This is a genomic window from Virgisporangium aurantiacum (genome assembly GCF_016863635.1).
Classification (GTDB): domain Bacteria; phylum Actinomycetota; class Actinomycetes; order Mycobacteriales; family Micromonosporaceae; genus Virgisporangium; species Virgisporangium aurantiacum.
In genome coordinates this window covers 12,450-34,777 of sequence record NZ_BOPG01000110.1, presented here as the reverse complement: position 1 = coordinate 34,777, position 22,328 = coordinate 12,450, and the positions used below count along the sequence as shown (strand labels likewise).

At 70.3% G+C, this 22,328-nt stretch carries 22 protein-coding genes; 10 read left to right on the top strand and 12 right to left on the bottom strand.

Annotated elements, in window-relative coordinates:
* Positions 1-52: 52 nt before the first annotated feature.
* On the bottom strand, positions 53-607 hold the full coding sequence (locus Vau01_RS58420; RefSeq protein ID WP_373320495.1) for a MauE/DoxX family redox-associated membrane protein: 555 nt from the start codon (positions 605-607) through the stop codon (positions 53-55).
* A 259-nt stretch (positions 608-866) separates the two neighbouring features.
* Here Vau01_RS58420 and Vau01_RS58415 point away from each other — a divergent pair, with 259 nt between their 5' ends.
* Positions 867-2,033: an alpha/beta hydrolase family protein gene (locus Vau01_RS58415; RefSeq protein ID WP_204012260.1), complete on the top strand. Its 1,167-nt coding sequence runs from the start codon at positions 867-869 to the stop codon at positions 2,031-2,033.
* A gap of 98 nt (positions 2,034-2,131) precedes the next feature.
* Here Vau01_RS58415 and Vau01_RS58410 read toward each other — a convergent pair whose 3' ends face one another.
* Entirely contained in the window at positions 2,132-2,887 is a 756-nt protein-coding gene (locus tag Vau01_RS58410; RefSeq protein WP_204012258.1) for a hypothetical protein, read from the bottom strand.
* 156 nt (positions 2,888-3,043) lie between these two features.
* Positions 3,044-3,640, bottom strand: a complete 597-nt coding sequence (locus tag Vau01_RS58405; RefSeq protein WP_204012256.1) for a GNAT family N-acetyltransferase — start codon at positions 3,638-3,640, stop codon at positions 3,044-3,046.
* 165 nt (positions 3,641-3,805) lie between these two features.
* On the opposite strand from Vau01_RS58405, the gene Vau01_RS64935 reads away from it, so the two are divergent.
* The 4 genes from Vau01_RS64935 to Vau01_RS58390 all read left to right on the top strand — a co-directional run bounded on the left by Vau01_RS64935 (position 3,806) and on the right by Vau01_RS58390 (position 7,231).
* Positions 3,806-3,934: a hypothetical protein gene (locus tag Vau01_RS64935; protein ID WP_275424058.1), complete on the top strand. Its 129-nt coding sequence runs from the start codon at positions 3,806-3,808 to the stop codon at positions 3,932-3,934.
* Positions 3,935-4,483: 549 nt separating this feature from the next.
* Entirely contained in the window at positions 4,484-5,389 is a 906-nt protein-coding gene (locus Vau01_RS58400; RefSeq protein WP_204012254.1) for a hypothetical protein, read from the top strand.
* 107 nt (positions 5,390-5,496) lie between these two features.
* The gene (locus Vau01_RS58395; RefSeq protein WP_204012252.1) at positions 5,497-6,063 is read left to right on the top strand and encodes a sigma-70 family RNA polymerase sigma factor; all 567 of its coding nucleotides are present in this window, start codon (positions 5,497-5,499) and stop codon (positions 6,061-6,063) included.
* Positions 6,047-7,231, top strand: coding sequence for a hypothetical protein (locus Vau01_RS58390; protein WP_204012249.1), 1,185 nt, complete (start codon positions 6,047-6,049; stop codon positions 7,229-7,231). The genes Vau01_RS58395 and Vau01_RS58390 overlap by 17 nt, the downstream gene beginning before the upstream one ends.
* A gap of 262 nt (positions 7,232-7,493) precedes the next feature.
* Here Vau01_RS58390 and Vau01_RS58385 read toward each other — a convergent pair whose 3' ends face one another.
* Positions 7,494-8,546 (bottom strand): hypothetical protein, encoded by a 1,053-nt coding sequence (locus Vau01_RS58385; RefSeq protein WP_204012246.1) that lies wholly within the window; start codon positions 8,544-8,546, stop codon positions 7,494-7,496.
* Between the two features lie 156 nt (positions 8,547-8,702).
* Here Vau01_RS58385 and Vau01_RS58380 point away from each other — a divergent pair, with 156 nt between their 5' ends.
* Complete coding sequence (locus Vau01_RS58380; protein WP_204012243.1) at positions 8,703-9,176, top strand: hypothetical protein; 474 nt, start codon at positions 8,703-8,705, stop codon at positions 9,174-9,176.
* On the top strand, positions 9,166-10,044 hold the full coding sequence (locus Vau01_RS58375) for a zeta toxin family protein (protein WP_204012240.1): 879 nt from the start codon (positions 9,166-9,168) through the stop codon (positions 10,042-10,044). The genes Vau01_RS58380 and Vau01_RS58375 overlap by 11 nt, the downstream gene beginning before the upstream one ends.
* 84 nt (positions 10,045-10,128) lie before the next feature.
* Here the strand turns inward: Vau01_RS58375 and Vau01_RS64930 are convergent, their stop codons facing one another.
* Entirely contained in the window at positions 10,129-12,843 is a 2,715-nt protein-coding gene (locus Vau01_RS64930) for a hypothetical protein (RefSeq protein ID WP_204012237.1), read from the bottom strand.
* A gap of 258 nt (positions 12,844-13,101) precedes the next feature.
* Here Vau01_RS64930 and Vau01_RS58365 point away from each other — a divergent pair, with 258 nt between their 5' ends.
* Positions 13,102-13,242, top strand: coding sequence for a hypothetical protein (locus tag Vau01_RS58365; protein WP_204012234.1), 141 nt, complete (start codon positions 13,102-13,104; stop codon positions 13,240-13,242).
* 286 nt (positions 13,243-13,528) lie between these two features.
* Here Vau01_RS58365 and Vau01_RS58360 read toward each other — a convergent pair whose 3' ends face one another.
* The 7 genes from Vau01_RS58360 to Vau01_RS58330 form a co-directional block, all read right to left on the bottom strand.
* The gene (locus Vau01_RS58360; RefSeq protein WP_204012231.1) at positions 13,529-14,107 is read right to left on the bottom strand and encodes a hypothetical protein; all 579 of its coding nucleotides are present in this window, start codon (positions 14,105-14,107) and stop codon (positions 13,529-13,531) included.
* Positions 14,108-14,187: 80 nt separating this feature from the next.
* On the bottom strand, positions 14,188-14,847 hold the full coding sequence (locus Vau01_RS58355; RefSeq protein ID WP_204012229.1) for a response regulator: 660 nt from the start codon (positions 14,845-14,847) through the stop codon (positions 14,188-14,190).
* Positions 14,844-15,869: a sensor histidine kinase gene (locus Vau01_RS58350; protein ID WP_204012227.1), complete on the bottom strand. Its 1,026-nt coding sequence runs from the start codon at positions 15,867-15,869 to the stop codon at positions 14,844-14,846. Before Vau01_RS58350 ends, Vau01_RS58355 begins: the two co-directional genes overlap by 4 nt.
* A gap of 84 nt (positions 15,870-15,953) precedes the next feature.
* The gene (locus Vau01_RS58345; RefSeq protein WP_204012225.1) at positions 15,954-16,616 is read right to left on the bottom strand and encodes a hypothetical protein; all 663 of its coding nucleotides are present in this window, start codon (positions 16,614-16,616) and stop codon (positions 15,954-15,956) included.
* A 40-nt stretch (positions 16,617-16,656) separates the two neighbouring features.
* Entirely contained in the window at positions 16,657-17,850 is a 1,194-nt protein-coding gene (locus tag Vau01_RS58340) for a phosphotransferase (RefSeq protein WP_204012223.1), read from the bottom strand.
* Between the two features lie 3 nt (positions 17,851-17,853).
* The gene (locus Vau01_RS58335) at positions 17,854-18,171 is read right to left on the bottom strand and encodes a hypothetical protein (RefSeq protein WP_204012221.1); all 318 of its coding nucleotides are present in this window, start codon (positions 18,169-18,171) and stop codon (positions 17,854-17,856) included.
* A complete protein-coding gene (locus Vau01_RS58330) occupies positions 18,171-18,854 on the bottom strand; it encodes a maleylpyruvate isomerase family mycothiol-dependent enzyme (RefSeq protein WP_204012219.1) in 684 nt (227 codons plus the stop codon). The genes Vau01_RS58335 and Vau01_RS58330 overlap by 1 nt, the downstream gene beginning before the upstream one ends.
* Positions 18,855-18,928: 74 nt before the next feature.
* Here Vau01_RS58330 and Vau01_RS58325 point away from each other — a divergent pair, with 74 nt between their 5' ends.
* The gene (locus tag Vau01_RS58325; protein WP_204012218.1) at positions 18,929-19,429 is read left to right on the top strand and encodes a MarR family winged helix-turn-helix transcriptional regulator; all 501 of its coding nucleotides are present in this window, start codon (positions 18,929-18,931) and stop codon (positions 19,427-19,429) included.
* A gap of 56 nt (positions 19,430-19,485) precedes the next feature.
* Complete coding sequence (locus Vau01_RS58320) at positions 19,486-22,284, top strand: ATP-binding protein (RefSeq protein WP_204012213.1); 2,799 nt, start codon at positions 19,486-19,488, stop codon at positions 22,282-22,284.
* The last annotated feature ends 44 nt before the right edge of the window (positions 22,285-22,328 follow it).

Here is a 22,328-nt window from a genome sequence, read left to right as displayed (position 1 = left end):
ACACAGCACGCCGACCACGATGATTCCGGAGACGACATAAGGCATTCGACACTCACCTTCTCGATGGGACCGACGCGGGACCGCCGGGTTTCGGCGTGGACACGATCACCGCGCCCAGGTCTTCGCTGCGGACGACGAACAGAGCGGCGACGAGACCGCCGCACACCGCCAGCGCAACCCCGCCGGGATGCCACGACCCGACCGTTCGGGACGCCGCGAGTCCGGCGACGCACAGGGCCAGCAGGAACGAGTTGCGGGCGATGTGCAGCCCTCCGACGGGCCGCGCCGACGCGCCGAAACAGCGGCAGGAGACGCGCTCGTGCCGGACCAGCACGACGACGACGGCAACGGTGAAACCGACCAGGAGAGCCAGGGCGAAGGCGTACGCCGTCGCCCCGGTCCGGGGCACCGCGAGCAGAACCACGGCGGTCGCCTCGGCCCCGACGACGGCGCCGGCCACCAACCGCGTGCGCCGGCGCGCGACGATGCGCATCGCCCGCAGGGACTCGGCGAACTCGACGAAGTCGGTCCGCCGCACCTTGCTCACCAACGAGGCGAGAAAGACCGCTAACAGCGCGACACGGCAGGCTATTTCCAGGTACTGCATGGCTTCGGGTCCGTCCGGGCTGGCGTGAGGGATCTCCTCGTGACGACCGCCCGAGTGTGTCGATCGGCTGCTTCACATCGGTTTCGCGTCAGCGTCAGCGGGACGGCCGCGACGAAGCAGGGGTGAAACGTCGACCGCCGCGGAGCCGTGGCGACGTCCGCCGCGATGACATCTGTCATCGGTGCCGCATGTGGATCGACATCGAAACCGCTGTGCGGTGGCACTACGCCAGCTCTCACGGTCTGCCGACACTCGTGGCATGAAGCGCATACTCGCGGTCCCTCTGACCGTCGTGACGGGTCTGTTCGGTGCCCCGGTGGCGCCGGCCCGAGCGGCCGAACCCGTCCCGATCCAGCTCGTCCTGCCCGCGCCGACCGGGCCCAACCGCGTCGGCACCGTGTCGTTGCACCTCATCGACGCGTCCCGTCCCGCCCCGTGGGTGCCGGCCACGCCGACCCGCGAGTTCATGGTGCAGATCTGGTACCCGGCAACGAGCGTCCGCGGCTACCCGCGAGCACCCTGGGTCTCGCCCGGCGTCGAGGCGATCCTCAACCCGCCCGGCTCGTCGGTGCGGCTGCCGGTCACGCACGGGCACATCGGCGCGCCGGCGCGGTCGGGCCAGCATCCCGTCGTCCTCTACTCCCCCGGCCTCGGCATCGACCGCGCCGCCAGCACCGCGCTCGTGGAGGACCTGGCCAGCCGGGGATCCATCGTGGTCACCATCGACCACACCTACGAGGCGCGAGCGGTCGAGTTCCCCGGCGGGCGGGTCGTGGAAACGGCCATGCCGACACCGACCACCCCGGCCGAGGAGGAGCAACTCCTGGCCACGGCCCTCGCCGTGCGGGTGGCCGACACCCGCTTCACCCTCGACAAACTCACGCTGATCAACCGCGGCGGCAACCCCGACGTGGCACGGCGACCCCTGCCGCGCGGCCTACGCGGGGCGCTCGACCTGTCCCGGGTGGGAATGCTCGGCCACTCCATGGGTGGCGCCACGACCGCGGAGGCGATGTACGAAGACCGCCGCCTGCGGGCCGGGCTCAACCTGGACGGCAGCGTCTTCGGCCAGGTTGTCACCGCCGGCCTGGACCGGCCGTTCCTGCTCCTCGGTTCGCAGTCCGACGGGGACGAGCCTGACGAGACGTGGGTGAAGCTCTGGTCACACCTCCGGGGTCCGCGCCATCAGCTGGAACTCCTCGGCTCGGGGCACCTGTCGTTCTGCGACTATCAGGTGCTGCTGCCGCAGTCCGGCATCCCGCCGGGGGACCTGGAGCCGCTTCTCGGGACGATCGACGGCCGGCGCTCGGTGGCCGTGCAGCGGGTCTACGTGGCCGCGTTCTTCGACCGGTACCTCCGCCACGGTGACGGACGCCTCCTGTCCGGCCCGTCGCGCACCTACCCGGAGATGCGGATCGTGGCGTAGGGGTTGGCACCCACGAAACGGCGGCAGGTGCGGCGGCGTTTCCGCTACCTCACCTGCCGCCGGCTTCAACAGTATTGGATTACTGTGTCACGGAACCACTACCACCCGATCTGGGCGCCGTCGGTCGGATTGAGCACGGAGCAGGTTCCGCCCCACCACAACAAGACCGAGCCCGAGAGTGCGGTGTTGACCCAACCGGTGTCCGTGTACTTGTTCTGGGCGATCTGGTAATAGCTCGAAAGTGGCGCGCCGTCGTCCTCGAAGCCGTTGGCGGTCCCCTTGGTCCAGTTGGCCCAGTTGACTGTGAGGAAGTGAGCCGCCACCGCGCCCTGGGTGGAGTTGTACCCGTACAGGAACCTGGCATTGCCACGGTAGGCGTTGAAAATGTAGATCCAACTTGTTCCGCAAGTACCGACGGCGGTGCCATTGGTCGAGACGTCGCTCTGGACCGCTTTGCCGTCTGCCGTGCAAATCTTGTTCGCCAGCGCGTATTCGCGTGCGGTGGGAGTCAGGTTGACGCAATCGAGCGCCATCGCCACCTCGACCTTCACCGCCTCGCCGGGCGTCGGCTCGCCAGCGACCGCCGCCGTCGCGGTGCCTCCGCCCAGCGCGACCGCGACCGCGAGGGCCAGCGCCACCACGATTGGACGCCTGACCTGGTTGAACCTTTTGGACATGCTTGACTGCCTCTCTTTCCGATTGGCCAAATGTCGAAGTTCCCCGTTGACGATCTCGAATACTTCGCAGGCGGCGCATCCGTGCGGAATGACCGTCCTACTTCCGGCGATACTGGCAACACCGGTCGCGAGAAACGTCGACAAAGCGAAGGTTACGGGCTGCCCGAAGATCGTCAATACACCTCCACGCCAGCGTCAGCCACGCGAGAGGACGATGAGAGTGGGACGAGAGCACTGTTGCAATCGTCGACAGCCACGACGGCAATGTCATTCGTTCCAGTGCTGACCCGCAGAAGCTCCGACACAGCCAGCGAACAAGGACCACCAACCAGCTCAACCAGCTTGATCAGCAGTTGGTGAAAGACGCTGCATCCACAGCGAGCTGAGGTACTGACCGTTCTTGACGGCGTACTCACGGAACGTTCCGACCTCCGTGAAGCCGAACTTTCGATGCAGCGCCACCGACGCATCATTGGGCATGGCTATACCGGTCAGGAAGACGTGAACCGGCTCTTCCGCCAGACACTCGAACAGTTCGCGATACAACAAGGAACCCACGCCCTGGCCGCGGCAACTGACATCCAGCGCGATACTCACCTCGACCGTCTCCCGGAACGCTTCGTGGTCGCGGTAACGCTGGCTGCAGGCGTAGCCCAAGAATAGGTTGCCACGTCGAGCAACGAGCAACCGGTAAGGCCCGGTCGAGGAGAACTGCTCAAACCAATCACGCCGCTCGGCCACGCTGACCGGCCGGGTATCGAAGGACGCGTGCGAGTTCGCCGCCACGTAGTTGAGGACCTCCACGATCCCGGGCAGGTCAACCTCGGCCGCCGGCTCGATCACCACAGGGTTCAGGTCCGCAGACGCGCTTACATCAGTCCGTTGAGTCACCTCGACACCGTAATCCCGGCCACCCGACACCCAGACCACCCCACGACCACTGGCGCTGCGCCAGCCCGGTGATCGCCGCTCACCACCGTGATCACTTCATGCTGAAAGAGTGAGGCTGGAGCTCGCGGCGGGCCTTGAGCCAGCCCTGCCGCGCTGCGCGCCTACTACGACGCTCTCGCCGCCGCCGGCGGCGGACCGGACAACGTGCTGCGAACGTTGCTGCGCGAGCATCACCACCGGGCGCTCGGCGTCGATCCCGACGTCGAACGCCAGACGAACCACATCGCCCGGGCCGTCGCCATGCGTCACCTCAGCCCGCGAGGCGTCCGATGAGCGCCGCCACGCCGACCACCCTGACCAGGGCCGAATCCGGCGCGCAATCCCTGGCATCCGGCACCGTCGGACAGGCGCTGGTCGCCGTGGAGCGCGCCGTCAACGGCGCCGGCACCTGGGCCACAGCCGAACGCCTCATCCGGCAAGCGGCGGGCCGGGTCGACGCCGCCGCGCACACCGGGCTGTACTACGGCGCGCCGGCCATGGCCTTCCTGCTGCACACAACCGCCACCTCCACGTCGGGATGGCCGTCTTCGGTCCACGGGCCTCGGTCGAACCGGCTGGCGGCTTCGTGTCGACGCGTCGGTGATGAGCTTTGTTCGGCCGGGCCGTCAGACGCGCTGGAGCATCGGTGGCTCGCCATGGCCCTCATGCTGACCTCGGCGACCCCGAAGCGGCCACCGCACTGCTCCACGACGGTGTACATCAGCACCACCGGCGGCCGACGTCCACCAGCGTCAGGTCGTTTCGAATTTCTTCCATCTGCCGTGCAACCCGGCCCACCGCTGCGGTGTGTAAGGCGCGTCCATCGACGAACGGGGAGGAACAATGATCCGTATCAGCAGGGTGCTCGCGGTCGGCGGTGCCGTCGCGGCACTCACGCTCGTGGGGGCCGCACCGGCCGTCGCGAGCCAGCCGGCGCTGTCGGTCGGTACCGGCACCGCGGTCCTGACACCGGCGACCGGCGGCGGCTACGCCGGCCAGCTCGCGGTCCGGATCCGGGCCACCGGCGGCGACGTTTCCGGGGTGACGGTCGTCATCGACCAGCCCGAAGGGCTACGGTTCGCCGGCGAGCGCGACGGCCAGCTACAGACGTGCGTCCGCACGCCGAACGTGGGGCCACGAGGGCTCGAGTGTTACCTGGCGGTGACGATCGCCGCCGGCGGACATCACGACCTGGCTGTCGCCTTCACCTCGCTGGCGCAGCCGCAGCGGCGCTCGCGATTCAGCGGCGAGGGCGCGGTGACTGTCAGCTCGGCGACGACCGCCACGTCCACCGCACGCTTCCGCGGGCTGCTGATCGGCACCGGACCCGGTGTGGACCCGGCGGTGTACCGGCCGGCGTCGGCGCCGGACCTCGCCGTCACGGCCGGACCGGCGACGTTCGTCGACAACGGCGACGGCTCCTGGACCGGCCAGCTGCCGGTCACCGTGACCGCGGCCACGGACGCCGAGCACGACGAGATCGGGCTGTCGGTGACCGGCCTGCCCCCGGGCAGCGGTGTGCGGGTCGAGGGCCAGCCGATCGGCTGCATGTACGGCGAGTGGGCGTGCCGGCTCGACCGGGTCGCGCAGGGCGCGCGGCGCACGTCGACCCTGGTGATCTGGAGCGACCAGCCACCGGTCGCCGGCACGGAGCTCACGATCGGCGTCACCGCGATGCGTGGCCTGCAGCCGTTCGCCGACGCGAATCCGGTGGACAACACCACCACGACCACCGTCAATGTGAACTGACAATCTGAGCTGAACCGATCCGTCGGAGTCGGCGGCGGGCACCTGCCCGCCGCCGCTGCGGCGTCTGAACGCTTCCGGGGGGAAGTAGTGCTGAAGTGTCACCGCCGGTGAGAGACCGGGACCGGGGGACGCTCGAACCGGTGCCGGCGACCGGCGCGTCGGCGACCGGCGCGTCGGCGGTCGCCGGTTTCGACGAGTTCTATGCGGCGAATTTCGACAGCCTGACGCTGCAGCTGTGCGCCTACACCGGTGACCTCGCGTTCGCTCAGGACCTGGTACAGGATGCGTTCTGCCGGGCGCTGCCGCGGTGGCAGACGATCTCGATGTACGACAACCCGACGGCGTGGGTGCGCCGGGTCGCGTGGAACCTGGCCAAGAACCGGTTCCGCCAGGTGCGGCGCGCGTTCGCCGCGGCCGCCCGGATGCGTCCGGCCACAGTGGACGCACCGACCGCCGACCGCGTCGACCTGGTGCGCGCCCTCGCCAAGGTGCCGGCCCGGGCGCGACGGGTGTTCATCCTGTACCACATCGCCGATCTGTCGATCGCCGACATCGCCGTACAGGAGCAGGCGGCCGAGAACACCGTCAAGTCGTGGTTGCGCCGCGCCCGGCTGGTCCTGGCGGAGGAGCTGGCGGAGAAATGGACGGAGGACGACGGTGCCGGATCTCGATGAGCCGCGCCACCTCCGGGTAGCGCTCGACGACTTTCACGCCCGGGTCGCACCCCGGATCGTCCGGCCGGGAGCGGCGGCGGTCCACCTGACCGTGCGCCGAAGGCGCCGGGTGCGTACGGCCGGCGCGGTGGCCGCGATGGTCGCGGTCGTGGTGGGCGCGGTCGCCCTGCTCGGTGGCCCGGTTCCGTCACCCGACACCGGAACGCCCTCCGAGACGCCGGCGACCGCGTCGACGGACCGGCCGAGCGGATCGGCGTCCGCCCCGCCGTCACCGACCCAGAGCCCGACGGCGGCCACACCGGTGAGCCAGGCGGAGTTGGCGACGGCGACCGTCGACCTGCCGGCGTGGTCGCAGCGCGCGTGCCCGTCGGGGCGCTTCACCTTCCACGGCGCGAGCACCCGCAGCGGCACCGTCACGGTGACCATCGGTCAGGTCGCCCACCCCGACGTCGACCGCGACGGCGTACCTGAAACGGCCGCGGTGCTGACGTGCCAGACAGAGGCACAGGTCGTCGTGTTCGACCGCGACCCGGCCGGCGCGGTCACCACGGTGGGCCAGGTGGTGCGCACCGGCGGCGCGGTCCGGGCGGTGTTCGCCGTCCAGGCCGACGGTTCCCGCGTGTCGGTCGAGGTCGGCGACTATCGCGGGTGCTGCGGCGAATCGGCCGACCTGCCGCAGCACCAGTGGCGGGTCTACGCCTGGACCGGCCAGGGTTTCCAACAGGTGCAGGGGCCGACATCGTTTCCGCCCAACCCGAACGTGGCCGACCTGTCGGTGTCGGCGAGCGACCTGGTGTGGGGGCCCGACAACGGCGGTTCACAGCGCGGCACCGTCACCGTGACGGTTCGCAACAACGGGCCAGGCGCGCCGGCGCGGGCGACCCTCGCGTTCGCCCTCGGCGGCGACACCTACCTCTACCAGGAGACCCTGCACGAACTCGCCGGCTGGGACGGGTGCACCGTCGGATCCGAGAACACCAAGGCGACCTGCCCGGTGACCGTGCCACCGGCCGGGCAGTCACGGACGCTGACGTTCGAACTGCGGCACGGCACCATCCACGGCACCGGATTCTCGTCGACGGTGCGGGTGACCGCCGCGCTACCCGACGGGTCCCCCGCGCCCGACCCCAACACCGGCGACAACGCGACCACGTTCGTCACGAAGTGATGAACGTGGCCACAACGCTGAGACGCAAGGTCACGCGGTCGTCGTCGACGACCACCTGGGCCTGTAGGGGCCAGCAGCCGACCTCGCCGCAGTCACAGCCGAGGAGCGCGATCGCGCCGACCTTCGTCCAGTAGGTCGAGTCGGGCCGCCCCAGCAGATGGCCAGCTCGCTGCGCGCGCGGCCGCCGCGGGGCGTACCGACAGGCAACGGCAATGATCGTAGTAGATCCGCCGTGAAACAGTCGCCGGTGTTCTGACGGCGGTCAGATCGGGTCGGCCAGGAACTGGTGGGCGACCGTGGCTCGCTGGGATTCCGCCGGGATGGCGCCCCGGTTCAGCTGTTCCTCGATCGCTTCCTTCAGCCGTTGAACCTGTGACGGATCGAGCTTCGGTTTGGCCGTGTGTGCGGCGCGGAGTGCCGTGATCTGTTCGGAACGGGAGCGGGGGATCTTGATCGCACTCAAGATCCGGTCGACGTCGGCCAGCGCTGCGGATTCGGACATGAGGGCGAGGCTGTAGATCCGGTTTCCGTCCGTGCCGGTATCGAACAACTCCTGAGCTTGCCGGGCGGTCCACTGGGCGTCGCGGGCCTCTTGGCGTGCCTGCGTCAAGATGGACTTGATCTCCGTGCTGCGCAGGTCGCCGGAAGGTAGGAGCTGCCGGAGTAGCTCGTACCGTCTGGTTTCGCCAAGAATGCGGAGGCCGTCGGCTTGGAGTTCGAGGCTGCGCTCGGTGTTGCCGGCCTGAAGTTCATCAGCCGACCGGTGCAGTTGCTCCATGGCGCAGTCCACGTCTGAGAGGGCCGACGTGAGGAGGAGCCGGGTGGCCAGCCAGCCGCACATGAAACCGGACACGGTGTAGCAGACGAGCAGCGCGGCGCCGAAGACGCCGCTGTCGGGGCGCGCGCCCAGCGCTGGTTCCACGCTGCTGATCAGCCGCTTGAGGGCGTCGTGAATCGGCCCCAGTTGGGTCAGCCCGAGGCCGACCAGAATCTTCGTCAGCCAGTCGGAGATCTGTTCGAGGTTGGTGTTCGCGAGGTATCTGCTGTGCGAAGTGGCCGTAACGCGGCTGTCGTCGTTGCCGGCAGCCGAACGGGGAACGCCGAACAGGAACCCCACCAGTCCCCCGACCACCGTCGACGCCAATGCAAGCATGACCGCGGACGCGAGGACCTGGGCGGTGTTGTCGGAGCCGGCAGCATAAAACACTGTGGCCAGCAGGCCCGTCAGTGGGAGCGCGGCGCAGACCGCGAGGAATCCCCGGCGTCGAGGTGACATCGGCGCCTCCGATCCGAAGTGAGCCCGGGCCTTGTCCATGCCGGGTGCAGTGTCGGAAGATCGCAACTCTGAGTGCCAAATTGGGCACGAAGGGTAGCGTACTGGTTATCGCCTAAGGGCTGATCCCGTCGCGCCGATGGGCGGGTGTCGGCAACCGTGCCGCGCCCGGTTGGCGCCAAGCAGGGGGTGCATGAGATGTCTGAGAGCGTTACGTTGCCGGATGCCGCCCTGGCGCTTGCCCCCAGCGAGGAGAAGTACGTGGCACCGTTCCAGGACATTCGACCGTTGGACATCCCTCCGCAGCGGTCATCGTCCGCAGCCAGGGTCGACGAAGCCGTTGACGCGTGGGCCCGCCAGCCAATGGCTGATCGGGATCGCCTGGAGGCCGCAGTCCACGTTCTTCGCGATCTGGTTGCGCTGTTCGAGCAGCTCATCGTGGACAAGGAAGCCGAAGGCGACCTCAGCGAGGCCGGGCAGCTCCGCGCACAGCAGCGCCGGTTGCTGCGGGAACAGCGGGATCTCCGCGTCGAGCACACCGTCCAGATCGACCAGGTGCTCACGACGTACCGGGACGAGCTGCGGAAGCTGACCGAGACGCCTGCGAAGCATGTGGCCAATGACGGCGGTGAGGCAGCCTGCGGGCTCCGGCCGTCGCCGCGTGTCCTCTGAGTTCGCCTGTGCGATGCCCGAAGGCGAGCTGTCCGAAGCCGAGATCAAGAAGCGTTTCCGAACACACGTAGTCTGCAACGACTTGGCTCCCGACCCATTGGCGCTGTTCGTCGGGGGTCAGCCGGGGGCGGGAAAGTCGACGCTGGTTCCGGAGCTGCGCGATCAGGGTGACTTCGATGGACGCAGACCGGTTCTGATCGATCCGGACGGCTACCGCCAGTTCTATCCCGAGTGCTGCAGCGGCAACGTGAGCCACGGACCGGCCGCGGGCAAGGCAATTTACCGCGTCCTCAACCGATGGGTCGACCTCGCGATCGACTACGCGGCCTCGACGCGTCGGAATGCCCTCGTGGACGGGACTCTCGCAGACTGCCATGTGTTCGAGCGACGACTGCACCGCTTTCTCGATGCCCGGTTCGAGGTGCAGGTCGTCATCCTGGCGGTGCCCTGGGTGATCAGCCGAATCAACGTGGTGAAGCGCTACCTGACGCACTACCAGCTTGGAGGATCCGCCCGGCGCGTTCCCGTGTCTTACCAGGAGAACGCGTTCGACCGACTGCTCGACACGGCAGCTTTTATTGACAGAAGCCACCTGGTGAGCCGGGTCTCCGTTTACCGACTCTGGTCGCCGACGGTCTGCCACCGCGCCTTCCCAACAGACGCGCCGGAGTCGGAAACCCCGGCGGCGATTGACGCGTCGCGGCAAGACGCGTCGGTCCGAACAGAGGTCATCTACGACGACAGCAGAGCCGACGCCGGTCGATACCTCGATGAACTGGCGGGGACCATGCCGGACTCCCTGCACCGCGAACTCAGCGACGAACTCGACGAGATCGACGCATTGGCAACCAACTTTTTCAACCGCTGACCGAGGTCAGACCGGAAGGCTGCCCGCTCAGCAGACGGCCCCGGTGCTGTGCCTGGGTGTACCCAACCTGATGACTCCCGTGACCTATGAGCCAAACACCAGCTCGGTCGTGACCTCGCCAGATCCGGTCAACCCGAATCTCCATATCCGTTTGGCGCCCATGGAGTCCCCGGCCTTGTCCCGCAGTCTGACCAGATCCGGCAGCACGTCGATCCAGCCCCGGTTGGCGGCCAGCCGGTACAGTACTTCGGCGCCGACCGCGTCCCCGTCCTTCTCCCGCAGCCTGGCCAGATCCGGCAGCGCCCGCTTGTGACCGAGATCGGCGGCCTGCAGCGCCAGGGCCTCGGCGCCGGCCGGGTCCCCGGCCTTGTCCCGCAGTCTGGCCAGATCCCCCAACACGTAGATATTGCCCAGGTCGGCGGCCTGCCGGAACAGCACCTCGGCGCTGGCCACGTCCCCGGCGCTCTCTCGCAGTCTGGCCCGGTCCTGCAGCGCGAAGGTGTCGCCCAGGTCGGCGGCCTGCCGGTACAGCGCTTCTGCGCTGGCCGCGTCCCCAGCCCGCTCCCGCCGCTCGGCCAGACGCCGCAGCGCGTCGGTGTCGCCCCGGTCGGCGGCCTGCACCGCCAGGGCCTCGGCACCGGCCGCGTCCCCGGCGCTCTCCCGCCGCCAGGCCAGATGCCACAGCGCGCCGGTGTCGCCCCGGTCGGCGGCCTGCACCGCCAGAGCCTTGGCACCGGCCGCGTCCCCGGCCTGCGCCCGCAGTTCGGCCAGACGCACCAGCGCGTACGTGTTGCCCAGGTCGGCGGCCTGCATCGCCAGGGCTTCGGCGCCGGCCGCGTCCCCGGCGCTCTCCCGCCGCCAGGCCAGATGCCACAGCGCGCCGGTGTCGCCCCGGTCGGCGGCCTGCACCGCCAGGGCCTCGGCTCCGGCCGCGTCCCCGGCCTGCGCCCGCAGTTCGGCCAGACGCACCAGCGCGTACGTGTCGCCCAGGTCGGCGGCCTGCCGGAACAGCGTCTCGACCCCGGCGATGTGGCCGCCCTCTGACAAAATCTTGGCCAGTACCCGCAGATCAGCGGTGGTGCCGCGTTCGGCGAACGTCCGGTACAGGACCGCGGCGCCGGCGGTGTCCCCGGCTTCCTCTCGCAGTTCGGCCAGGTCCCCCAACGCGTAAATGTCGCCCAGGTCGGCGGCCCGCCGATATAGCTCCTCGGCGCCGGCGGTGTCCCCGGACTGCCTGCGCAAGGTGGCCCGGCTCCACAGCGCGCCGGTGTGGCCGCAGTCGGCGGCCTGCTGGTACTGCACCTCGGCGCCGGCCGCGTCCCCAGCCCGCTCCCGCAGGTCGGCCAGGGCCCATAGTGCGCCAGGGTCGCCGCAATCGGCAGCCTGGGTGTACAACCAGACGGCGTGCTGGAAGCGGCCCCGCTTCTGAGCCTGGTTGGCGAGGTGGCGCAGCAGCTTAAGGTCGGTGACGGTGGTGGTGAACGCGCGCCACAGGCTGTCGGGCGGGTAGATGCCGGCGCGTTCGGTGTGGCCGGTCTGTTCGAGGTAGTCGGCCAGCCGGTAGCCGGGCTGTCCGCCGGTCGGGGACGGTTCGCCTGGGCGGGGACGGATGCGGGTCAGCGGTCCACGGACGCCGTTGCACGGGCAGGCGATGTAGGCCAGCGCCACCTCCAGCCAGTCTTCACCTTCGCTGTCCCAGTCCTGGTCGTTGATATAGCCGGGTGCGGCCTGTTCCAGCAGGGCGTGCGGAATGGCCACGGGGTGGCCGAGCCGGCGGGCGTCGATGGCCACGTGGATGATTGCCTTCGCGGCCGGCGGCGCGGTGCGGTACCTGTCTTCCAGCTCGGGCGCACCGGCCAGGTACTGGGTGATCCGGCCCCCTTCCGCGTGTGCGGCAGCCTCCCGAAGCCGAGGATCCACCCCAGCGCCCGCCAAACCGGACACCTCGGCCGGAGCGAACCCATCCGGCACGCCGACGCGGGTTCCGGTCAACAGGTTCCGGGCCTGGGCGTAGGGGTCCGGCTCCCCGGCATCGGAGCGCCGGGTCAATTCGTTCCAGTACTCCGGCCACAGGGTGGCCAGCACCAGCACCGGCCGTCGCCGCTGATCCTGTAGCAGCGTCCGTAACCGAGCCGCGACTCGCTCACCGACCCCGACGTCGGCCGGTGCCAGGTAGAGCTGGGCCTCGTTCAACCACACGATCGTGTGCGCCCCGACCTCGTCCAGGCCGGCAAGTACCGCGTCCGGGCGGGTCGGATCGAAAGGATGCCAAACCCACCACCGACCCGGCTGTTCCTGCTCCAGGTACTGGGCAAGTTCCCAACAGGCCCGGGTCTTGCCCGTCGACGACCCACCCACCACCGTCACCGACGCCGATGAACCGGCCATCGCGAGGTCCGCCGCCCGACGCAGTTGCGAGTCGTGGTCGCGGACCACGTACACCGGCAGCCGCCCACCCGGCCGCTGGTGTCCGACAACGTCGATCGCCGGATGCACCTCCAAGGCGAAGGGGTCACAGGCGGCGACCGGACGCCCCAACCGCACTGGCGGCTCGGGCGGATCCGGCTCGGTCTGCGCGGCCAGCCACAGACCCCGGACCTGCGCCTGAACCGCAGCCTCCGGTTCCTCCCCGACAGCACGGGCCAACACGAGCGCCACCGTCACCGTGTCCTCCCGCGACGCCGGCCCACCCACCCTGATGACCCTGCCGATGACGTCCTTGCCCGGCGACCCAGGCAGATCATCATCGGCCGCGATCTCCTCGGCCACCCGAGCCAGCTGCGGGTAGTCAGCCCGCACATACAACTCGTAGATCGCATCCCGCAACTCCCGCCTCGCCCCGCCAGCAAGCGGGACACGCGCCACCTTCCGCGGGCGGCGCACACCTGGTCGGAACTCGTCGGCACTCATCGCCGATCCAGCTTCCCCCACCCGCTGCACACACGGCGCTCGTTTGCCACTCGTCGGCATCGAGTTGATCATCACCAAGTGCACTGAGGCTGGACACCAGCCGGCGCCGGCTCGACGCGTTCCAACCAGACCTCAGGAGCAGCAACGATGACTCGACACCACAAGCCAGACCCCGAGCCGCAGGGCTGCCGATTCAAGCTCATCGCCGCGGCCGTCACAGGCGCGATCGCCGGAGCTACCCGCTTCCTCGCCGAGTGGCTGCGGGAGTACCTGAACACCGGTAACTGACCTTGACGTCCGGTGGGACCTCGGGGTCTGGTACCCCAGGGTCCCACCACCTACTGAACGGGGAGCCGCGCGATCAGCGAGTTCAGACGCGTTCACGATGGCCTCTATTCTTCGAACCACGGGTTCACCGGACGTCCCTGATCGGGTGCACTACTTTTCGGCTCCGGACACCTGATCAAGTGCGATCGGCGGTGGTCCTCCCAGCATGGTCGCGATCCTCGCGACAGGTGTTCAAGGTGGGCTGTCGCTTGTCCTGTTCAGGGATTGGTAGGCGGGCTGAACAGGGCTACCGGGCGGCACCGTTGGCAGGTTCGCGTTGTGTGCGGAGGTAGTGGGCCGTGGCGGTGAAGGCCACCACGAGCAGGGCGTCGGCCAGGTTGGCGATGAGGTCGATACGCGGGATGCGGCTGAGTGGGAATGCCAGCGCTCCGGCGCACAGCAGCGCCGCCGCCCACAGCGGAACGAGCCGCTTTCGGCCGAGCAGCGCGCCGAGCGCGAACAGGCTCAGTGGCATGACGGGTCCCGGTATCCAGAGCAGCAGGTTGGCGGCGAACGGGTGATCTGCCAACGCGTCGAGCGAGGCGTCGGCGGACCGGTGGAAGATGTCTTCGAAGACGCCCTGGAACCCGAACGCGGCCCCGCCCATGATCCCGTACAGGAACACCGGCAGTGCGAGGGCAACGTAGCGCGGTGCGTACGGGCGCACCGCGTCGAGGAGGCCGATGAGGCCGTAGGCCCACACGACCATGGCCAGGACGAGGATGGTGCCACCGGTTGCTCCGTACCGTCCGTCGGTCCAGAAGTAGGTGGCGAGCGCCGATCCGGTGGGGCCGAGAACGAGCGCGGCACGGGTCGCAAGGGTCATGGTCCGATCGTCGAACGGCTTACGGTGTCACAGATCCACCGTGGCGACGATCTCGGCGTACGCAGGACGCGCACCGCGTGTCAGGGTATTCCCGGAACGACGAGGCCGGACTCGTACGCCATGATCACGAGGTTCGCCCGGTCGCGGGCGCCGACCTTCGACAGCAGGCGGCTGACGTGCGTCCGGGCCGTCGCCGGGCTGATACCCAGCGATGCCGCGATCTCCGCACTGTCGCGGCCGACCACGACAAGGTCCAGTACCTCACGTTCCCGCGCGGTGAGGCCGTCGGGGTCCAGGCGCGCGGCGCCGGGTGCGGGCCGTCGGGCGAAGGTCGCGATGAGACGCCGGGTGACGGCCGGCGCGAGCATTCCGTCGCCCCGGGCGACCGCTCGGACACCGTCGACCAGCTGCCCTGGATCGAGATCCTTCAACGCAAAGCCGCTGGCTCCCAGGCGCAGCGCCCGGAATACGTACTCGTCCAGGTCGTACGTGGTCAGGACGACCACCCGGGTCCCGGCGGTGGCGCGGTCGGCGAGGATCTGCCGGGTCGCCTCCAGCCCGTCGAGCTCCGGCATGCGGATGTCCATCAGCACCACATCGGGTCGGTGTTCGCGGGCGAGCCGGACGGCTTCCGCACCGGTGGCCGCCTCGGCCACCACCGTGAGGTCCGGTTCGTCGAGGACGACCCGCAACCCCGCCCGGATCAGTTGCTGATCGTCGGCAATGAGGACGGTCGTCACCGCGGAATGCTCGCCCATACCCGAAATCCGCCGCCGGGACGGGGACCGGCGGCCAACCGTCCGCCGAGGACGGTCACCCGCTCCCGCATTCCCGTGATGCCGGTACCCGCCACGCCGTCGCCCCGGCCGCGTCCCCGGTCCGTCACGTCGATCTCCACCCGCCGTGGGCGGTAACGGAGGCGGACCTCGGCGTCGGTCACCCCGGAATGGCGGCGGACGTTGGTGAGCGCCTCCTGGGCGATCCGGTACACAGCCGCGTCGACCTGCGGTGGCAACGGGACCGCACGACCCGACACGGTGACCGAGACGTCGAGCCCCGCCCGTTCGGCCAGCCCCGCCAGGGATCCGGCAGCGTCGCACGCCGGCTCGGCGCGGATGACTCCCAGCACCGAGCGGACCTCGGTCAACGCCTCGCCGGCCACGGTGCGAACGGTCTCCAGGGCCGGATACGCGAGTTCCGGCCGGCTGTCGCGCTTGCGCAGCGCCGCACCCGCCTGGACGCTGATCGCAGTCAACTGATGGGCCAGCGTGTCGTGCAGGTCTCGGGCAATCCGCAGCCGTTCCGCGTCGGCGGCGCGCTGCGCACGCGCGTCCTGTTGCTCACGCCGCGACCGCGACACCTCGCCCAGACCTGCCGCCGCGACCAGCACCGCCACGACCGCGACGAGATCCTCGCCCTCGACGGGCCGTCCGGCGACGACGTCCGCCGCCAGCACCACCACGACAGCGAGCGGAACGGCCGCAACCGCGATCCGCCGCCACCCGGCCGCAGCCGCCGCGTACAACGCGACGACAAAGGGCACCGGCTCCGGCCCGGGCGGGCAACCGAGCAGGTAGTAGAGGACACATGCGAACCCCGCGACCGCAAGCACCGCGGCTGGCCACCGGGCACGCCAGTACAGGGCACCGGTGGCCGCCAACAGGATCGCGGCGCCGAGCACTCGGGCTCCCCACCCGCCGCCGGCCCCGGCGAGCTGCACGCCACCGACGACGGTCGCCGCCACCACGAACAACCCCGCCATCCGCCGACCGTACCGCGACGGCCCCAGCGCCTGTTCATTGGCAGCACGTACGTATCTCGCTCCGGAGGGGCCGCGTAAGGGTGGTCATCGGCTCCAGCGGGCGGCCGGCAACGCCGCGTAGATCTGTTCCAGGTCGGCGGGGGTCTGCGCCCGTATCCACACCCAAGCCCAGTCGTCGCCGTGCGTTCGTAGGAGTTGCCCCGGCCGTGAATACCAGCGCACGGGTGAGTCTTCCGCCTCAATCCACATCGGCAGGTCGGGCAGCGGCACGCGGTCGAACCGTGCCGCCACCGACGGCACCTGCTCCGGTGGCAGTTCGCACGCGTTCGTCAGCGTGTCGCCGTCGATCGCGGCGGTGAGGGCCAGGTCGACGCACGCAAGGGAAAGCCTGTCGAGGTACGGTCGCCAGCCCGATCCGGTATCGATGACGACTGGAGGGTCCGCCTGATCGGCCACGGCGATCGGGATGCCCCATGCAGTCTCGGTGATCAACGGGTCAGCCGAGTGGAACGCCAGAATCCCGTCCTCGGCATACATTCCACGTGGATCGAGGAACCCGGTACATGCGTATGCCTCGCGCAGCGCCACCGGCAGCCGCACCCCCTGTCGATCCTCGGCCTGGTCCACCCCGGCGATCGGCCCGCTCGGCAGTCCCCAGGCGGTGGTGAACAGGCGCAGGAACTCCCACACCGCAGCAGGATCGTCCAACCGCTGCCGCAGCGCCTTCGCCGTGTCGAACACAGCCACCTCGTTCTCCATTCGGGCAGTACACCGATGCCGTTGGATCTCAACGCTGAAGGATCCCTTTGTCTGTGGCGTCGAGGAGGTCGAGGATGCACCGGGCCATGGCGGCCCGGTTCGCGAACAGTGGGTGCAGTTCCGGTTCCGCGGCGGCGGTCCGGTGCTCGTAGGGAATCGCGGGGATGGCGTGGAAGATCGTCATGGCGATGGCGTGCGCCCGTCGCACCTGGTCGACCGGGGTCATGCACCCTTCGTCGCGTAGGCCTTGAACGTAGGCGGGTAGGCATGCCTCCTCCAGTTCCGGGAACGCTCGAGCTGGACGCCGTCCGAGTTGGATTTCACCCAGTAGGAGCTGGCCGAGGTCGAACCCGACGGGCGCGGTGCCCCAGAAGCCGAAGTCGATCAGGACGATGTCGTCGTCGACCTCGGTGAGGAGCAGGTTGTCGGTGCAGGCGTCGCCGTGCGCGGTCGAGGTGGGCAGCGTCTCGATTTCGTCGACCAGCGTGGGCAGGGCGGCTGCCGCGCGGAGGATCCTGCGTCGTAGCTGCGGGTCGAATGTCGCGGCGACGTTCGGGTGCTGCCACAGGTCTTCTGTGGTGAGGTCAGGTATGACGTTGACGGCCAACCAGTGCTCGGCGAACCGCCGGGCGGTCCGGCCGACCGGTACCTGCTCGGCGAGCGGTGCGACGCATGCGTTGGCTGCGAGTCGCCCCAGCAGGTAGGCCGCGTGCCGGTGGCGTGCGACGTCCCACCGGACCCGGCGTACCGGCACGCGGTCGAGCCAGATGGCCGCTGACTCGCCGTCGACGTCAGTGACGTGGTAGGCGTGCGGAAGACGGAGCCCGTGGGGCAGGTGTCGGCCCAGATCGCCCCGGTAGATGTCCGGCTCGGTCCGCCAGGGCATCAGCGGTGCCAGCTGTGAGCGCAGCGGTTCGGGCACCTCCGCGGCCAGCGGTGACCTCCTCCAGGCCCGGACGAGCTTGACGAAGAAGGCGTAGTTGTGGGTCCGGGCGGCGGCGTCGGCCGCGGTACCGCTGACCAGGTAGCGACCCGCTGTGGTCAGGGCGGGCCGGTCGTACGGGTGGGCCTCCAGGCGGACGGTCAGCACCCGCGCCCGCGGACGGCGTAGTTGCACCGCCACCATCGCCTCCAGGCGGGGCAACGGCTGCGGGCCCAGACCGAGATCGGTCAGGCCGGCGAGGGTGCGATCGTCGACCCCGTCACCGTTGACTTTTCGCACGGTCTACGTCGCGATGCCGCCGGCGGGGACGACCAGTCCGCGCAGGGCGAATTCCTCGACGCGCGGTGGCAGGAGCGGCGCGCCGGATGCTGCCTCGGCCTGCTCGGCGAGGATCGGTGCGACGAGGTCACGTTCGGCGCGCTCGTAGGCGGCCCGGTCGGTCCACACTTCGAGTACCTGGAAGCCTTCCTCGGTGGCGCGGCACAGGTGCACGATGAGCCCGTCGACGTGCCCGCCGGTGCGTCGCAGGAGTTCGGTGTGGGTGGCGTCGTAGACGCCGGCGGGGGCCGGCACGTCGACGACGTGTGCGAAGTAGGTCATTACCGCTCCTTCGGAGATGAGGCACCGGCATCGGTGGTGGCGGGGCCGGAGTTGCTTGGGAACGTCGCGGCGAGTTTCGCCGCCCCTGGCCCGGCCAGATCGGCCACGGCGGCGGGCCGGCCGGACACCAGCAGCAGGAGCGCCGAGATCGGTCCCTCGACCCGGAGACCGGCACCGGCGCGCCACGGCGCATCGGTCGCCACCAGTTCGAAGCCCCGCAGCCGGCGTCGTGCCCGGAACGGGAACGACTGGCTCCAGATGCGGTCCGCGGCCGCCGCGGCCGCGGTTGCCGGCATCGGGTAGGGCCGTCCGGTCGGACGGGCGATGTCCTGGGCGTGGCACAGCACGTCGATCATCGGCTCGAGTTCGGTGATGAACGGCGCGGTGCGGCGGGACCCGATCATCGCGCGTAACCGTCGCGGGTACTCGTGCACCGGCAGGCGGGCCTGCCTGATCGCGGTGTCCCGGATCATCCGGTTGAAGCCGCCGCCGGCACGGATCAGCGAACCGGTCGCGGACAGCGGTCCCGTGTGGGCCAGCGTCAGGTGCGCGGCGACCTCGCGTACGGTCCACTCCCTGCACAGCGACGGCGTGCGCCACTCGGATTCACTGAGGTCGTCCATCAGATCGGCCAGGCGGCCGCGCTCGTCGTCGATCACACGCCACACGGCATCCGCGTCCATGGACACCCCCAAATTCGGTTCGAAACTGGTACTATCTTGATTCGAATCTCGAACTATTGTCAAGGAGTTCACCCATGCCGGGTCGACCGAAGCGACGAGTCTCCGCAACGGATGCGGACGCCCCGGCCGACAACATCCCGGCCGACGGCGCGCTCAACATCGGACTGCTGTGCTTCATCGTCCAACGCGCCATGGAGGACCGGGTTCTCACCGACCTCGCCGCGGCCGGATTCGAGGACATCACCGTTGCCCAGGCACGCGTGCTGGCCCGGGTCGGCTCCAAAGGCACCCGGGTCACCGACCTCGCCGAGCAGGCGCGCGTCACCAAGCAGACCGTCACCTTCATGGTCGACCAACTCGAACGCGCCGGATACGTACGCCGCGTCCCGGACCCCAGCGACGCACGGGCACGGCTGGTCACCTTCGCCGACCGGGGACTCGCCGCGCAGGAAGTCGCCCGCCGCACCGAAGTCGTCGTCCAAGAGGAATGGACCCGCCATCTCGGCCGCCGGAACACCGCACGCCTGCACCAGATCCTCACCCAGCTCCGCGAAATCACCGACCCGTACCGATGACCACCGTGGTGCTCCGAGCGACGGACTTGCGGCTCGCTGCCCGGCACAATGCTGGGATGGGCCCGCACCTGGTCGGTCGCCGCCACGAGTTCGGCGAGCTCGCCCGCGTCGTGGCCGGTGCGGCAACGGGCGAGGGTGCCTTGGTCGTGCTGTCCGGCGAGGCGGGTATCGGCAAGTCGACGACGCTGTCGTGGCTGGCCGAAACGGCCGCGGCGGCCGGCATGCCGGTGCTGGCCGGACGGGCCGTGGCCGACGAGGGCGCGCCGGCGTTCTGGCCGTGGTCGCGGGTCTTCGTGGCGGGTGGTGGCCTGGGCCTGTCGCCGGATCTTCTCGAGATCGGTTCCGGGCCGCCGGCGCAGGCCAGATTCGTCGCCATCGAGCGGGCCGCGAGCGCGTTGCTGGCCGCCGTGCCGGCGACCGGCCTGCTCGTCACCCTCGATGACCTGCAATGGGCCGATGAAGCCACGATTCAGTTGCTGCGCCGCGTCGGAGCCGACCTTTCCGGAGCGCGGCTGGTCGTCGCGGCGGCGACGCGGGACGCGGCTCGCCTCGGCACCGTCCTCGGGTTGCCGGCCGCACGCACATTACGGTTGCCGCCGTTGACACCGGCCGAGGTCGGCGACTACCTGCGGGCCACCGTCACCGGCCGGGTGGATCCGGACCTGCCCGGCCGGGTGCACCGGCGCAGCGGCGGGAATCCGCTGTTCGTCCGGGAGATCGTGCGCACGATCGGTGGGTCGGGCGACGGACTGCCGGACTCGTTGCGCCCGCTCGTCGGGGCCCGGTTGGCCGGTGTCGGCGCCGAATGCCGCGCACTGCTCGGCGCCTGCAGCGTGATCGGCGAGGAGTTCGACGTCACGCTGCTCGCCGCGGCGACCGGGCACGAGCCGGACGAGGTCGGCGGCCGGCTCGCCGAGGCTGTCGCGGGAGGAATTGTCGCTGACAACGCCGATGCGCCGAACCGGATGCGGTTCACCCATGCTCTGGTCCGCCAGGCCGTGTACGACGACCTGCCACGGGCCGACCGGATCCGCTGGCACCGGCTCGTCGCCGACGCGCTTGCCGGCTCGCCGGTCCCCGGCCACGTCGCGGATGTGGCCCGGCACCGGGTCCGGGCGGCCACGGACGCGTCCACCTGCCGCACCGCCGTCGACGCCTGCCGGGCGGCGGTGGACGCGGCGCTGCGCTCGCTCGACCACGCCGACGCGGCGCACTGGTACCGCCGGGCCATCGAGCTGGCCACCGGCGCCGGCCTGGACCCGGCAGAGGTCGCCGACCTGCTCCTCGGGCTGGCCGAGGCGGAATACCTGGACCTGCGGGTGGCCGAGGCGTTGCGGCACTGTGTCGCCGGCGCGGACCTGGCCACCGGCCCGGATCGGGTCGGCCTGCTGGTCAGGGCGGCGCTGGTGGTACGCGGAGTCGGCGGCGAGGAACCGAACCGCGTCATCGCCGACCTGTGCTCCCGGGCCCGCGCGGCGCTCGGCGACGGCACTGCGGATGACGACGCGGGGAACGCCGGGACGCACGCCCGGGTGCTCGCGCAGCACGCGATGGCGCTCGCGCAGCTCGCGGTGACCTCGCCCGAGCTTGCCGAGTCCGCGCTCACGCTCAGCCGGCGGGCCATGGCACTTGCCGACCGCGACGGGGGCAGTACCGCACTCGTGGACGCGCTGCACGCCCACGAGACGCTTGCCGGTGGACCGTCGTCGGTGGCCGAACGGATGGACATGGGCGTGCGGTTGCGCCAGCTCGGTCCGGTGCCCGAGCGGCCGGAGGCGCCGCTGTGGGCGCACCTGTGGCGCATCGACGGGGCTCTCGGCGTGGGCGCGGTGGCCGAGGCCGACCGTGAGATCGCCGGACTGGCCGCACTCGCCGAGCGGCTGGGCTGGCCGGTGGCCCGGTGGCATCTGCTTCGCGTACGCGCCGCCCGCGCGATGCTCGCCGGCCGGTTCGCCGAGGCGCAGCGTCTCGTCGAGGACGGAAAGGCCCTCGCCGAGCGGTGCGGCGACCCGTCGATGCAGGGTCAATACATCGCGTACATGCTCGACATCCGGCGCAAGACCGGCGATTTCGGCGATGTCGGCTTCGACGTCGCAGCCGCCGCCGAATCCGAGCCCCGCCCGATCGTGCTCGCCATCGCCGGCGAGTACCTGTTCGCCAGCGGCCATACCGACGCCGCCCGCCTGCTGTTCGCACGGCTCGTTCCGGCGCTGCCCGACCTGCCCGAGGACGTCCGCTGGCCGGCCATCGTCGGGATCGCCGGCGAACTGGCGGTGGCCTTCGGCGACGCGGACACCGTGTCGGCCAGCTACCGTCGGCTGCTGCCCTACGCGGGACTGTATCTGGCCTCGAGCTACGGGTACCGGGGTGCGTTCGCACGCGTGCTCGGCGTCCTCGCGTCCGCCAGGAGTGATCACGAGGCGGCGATCGCCCATCTGACGGCCGCGGAGGAGCAGGAGCAGCGAGTCGGGGCGCCGGCCGAGCTCGCCCTCGCCCAGCTCGCCCACTCCCACGCCCGCCGGTCCCGAAACGGGCGCGGTGACCGCGAGCGCGCCACCGAGCTCGCCGAGCGGGCCGCCCGGGCGGCGCGCCGGCTCGGCATGACGCCGGCGCTGACCACCGCGACCGCGCTGCTGCGCGAGCTGGGCGGAGCTGACGTCGACGTCCTGACCGCCCGCGAGCGCGAGATCACGCTGCTCGTCGCGGACGGCCTCGCCAACCGGGTCATCGCCGAACGCCTCACGGTGTCCGAGCGGACGGTCGAGACCCACGTGCGCAACATCCTGACCAAGCTCGGGCTGGCCAACCGCACCCAGGTGGCCGCCTGGACCCTGCGGGCCGGCCTACGTACCTGAGCTGCGTACCTCCACGGATGTCCCGGGCCGGCACGCCGCCGAGG

What these genes read in the sequence shown, in the direction of transcription:
- Vau01_RS58420 (WP_373320495.1), bottom strand. Translation starts at nt 607, where the DNA reads ATGCAGTACCTGGAAATAGCCTGCCGTGTCGCGCTGTTAGCGGTCTTT.
- Vau01_RS58365 (WP_204012234.1), top strand. Translation starts at nt 13,102, where the DNA reads ATGACTCGACACCACAAGCCAGACCCCGAGCCGCAGGGCTGCCGATTC.
- Vau01_RS58380 (WP_204012243.1), top strand. Translation starts at nt 8,703, where the DNA reads ATGTCTGAGAGCGTTACGTTGCCGGATGCCGCCCTGGCGCTTGCCCCC.
- Vau01_RS58350 (WP_204012227.1), bottom strand. Translation starts at nt 15,869, where the DNA reads ATGGCGGGGTTGTTCGTGGTGGCGGCGACCGTCGTCGGTGGCGTGCAG.
- Vau01_RS58415 (WP_204012260.1), top strand. Translation starts at nt 867, where the DNA reads ATGAAGCGCATACTCGCGGTCCCTCTGACCGTCGTGACGGGTCTGTTC.
- Vau01_RS58385 (WP_204012246.1), bottom strand. Translation starts at nt 8,546, where the DNA reads ATGGACAAGGCCCGGGCTCACTTCGGATCGGAGGCGCCGATGTCACCT.
- Vau01_RS58360 (WP_204012231.1), bottom strand. Translation starts at nt 14,107, where the DNA reads ATGACCCTTGCGACCCGTGCCGCGCTCGTTCTCGGCCCCACCGGATCG.
- Vau01_RS58330 (WP_204012219.1), bottom strand. Translation starts at nt 18,854, where the DNA reads ATGGACGCGGATGCCGTGTGGCGTGTGATCGACGACGAGCGCGGCCGC.
- Vau01_RS58400 (WP_204012254.1), top strand. Translation starts at nt 4,484, where the DNA reads ATGATCCGTATCAGCAGGGTGCTCGCGGTCGGCGGTGCCGTCGCGGCA.
- Vau01_RS58335 (WP_204012221.1), bottom strand. Translation starts at nt 18,171, where the DNA reads ATGACCTACTTCGCACACGTCGTCGACGTGCCGGCCCCCGCCGGCGTC.
- Vau01_RS58325 (WP_204012218.1), top strand. Translation starts at nt 18,929, where the DNA reads ATGCCGGGTCGACCGAAGCGACGAGTCTCCGCAACGGATGCGGACGCC.
- Vau01_RS58320 (WP_204012213.1), top strand. Translation starts at nt 19,486, where the DNA reads ATGGGCCCGCACCTGGTCGGTCGCCGCCACGAGTTCGGCGAGCTCGCC.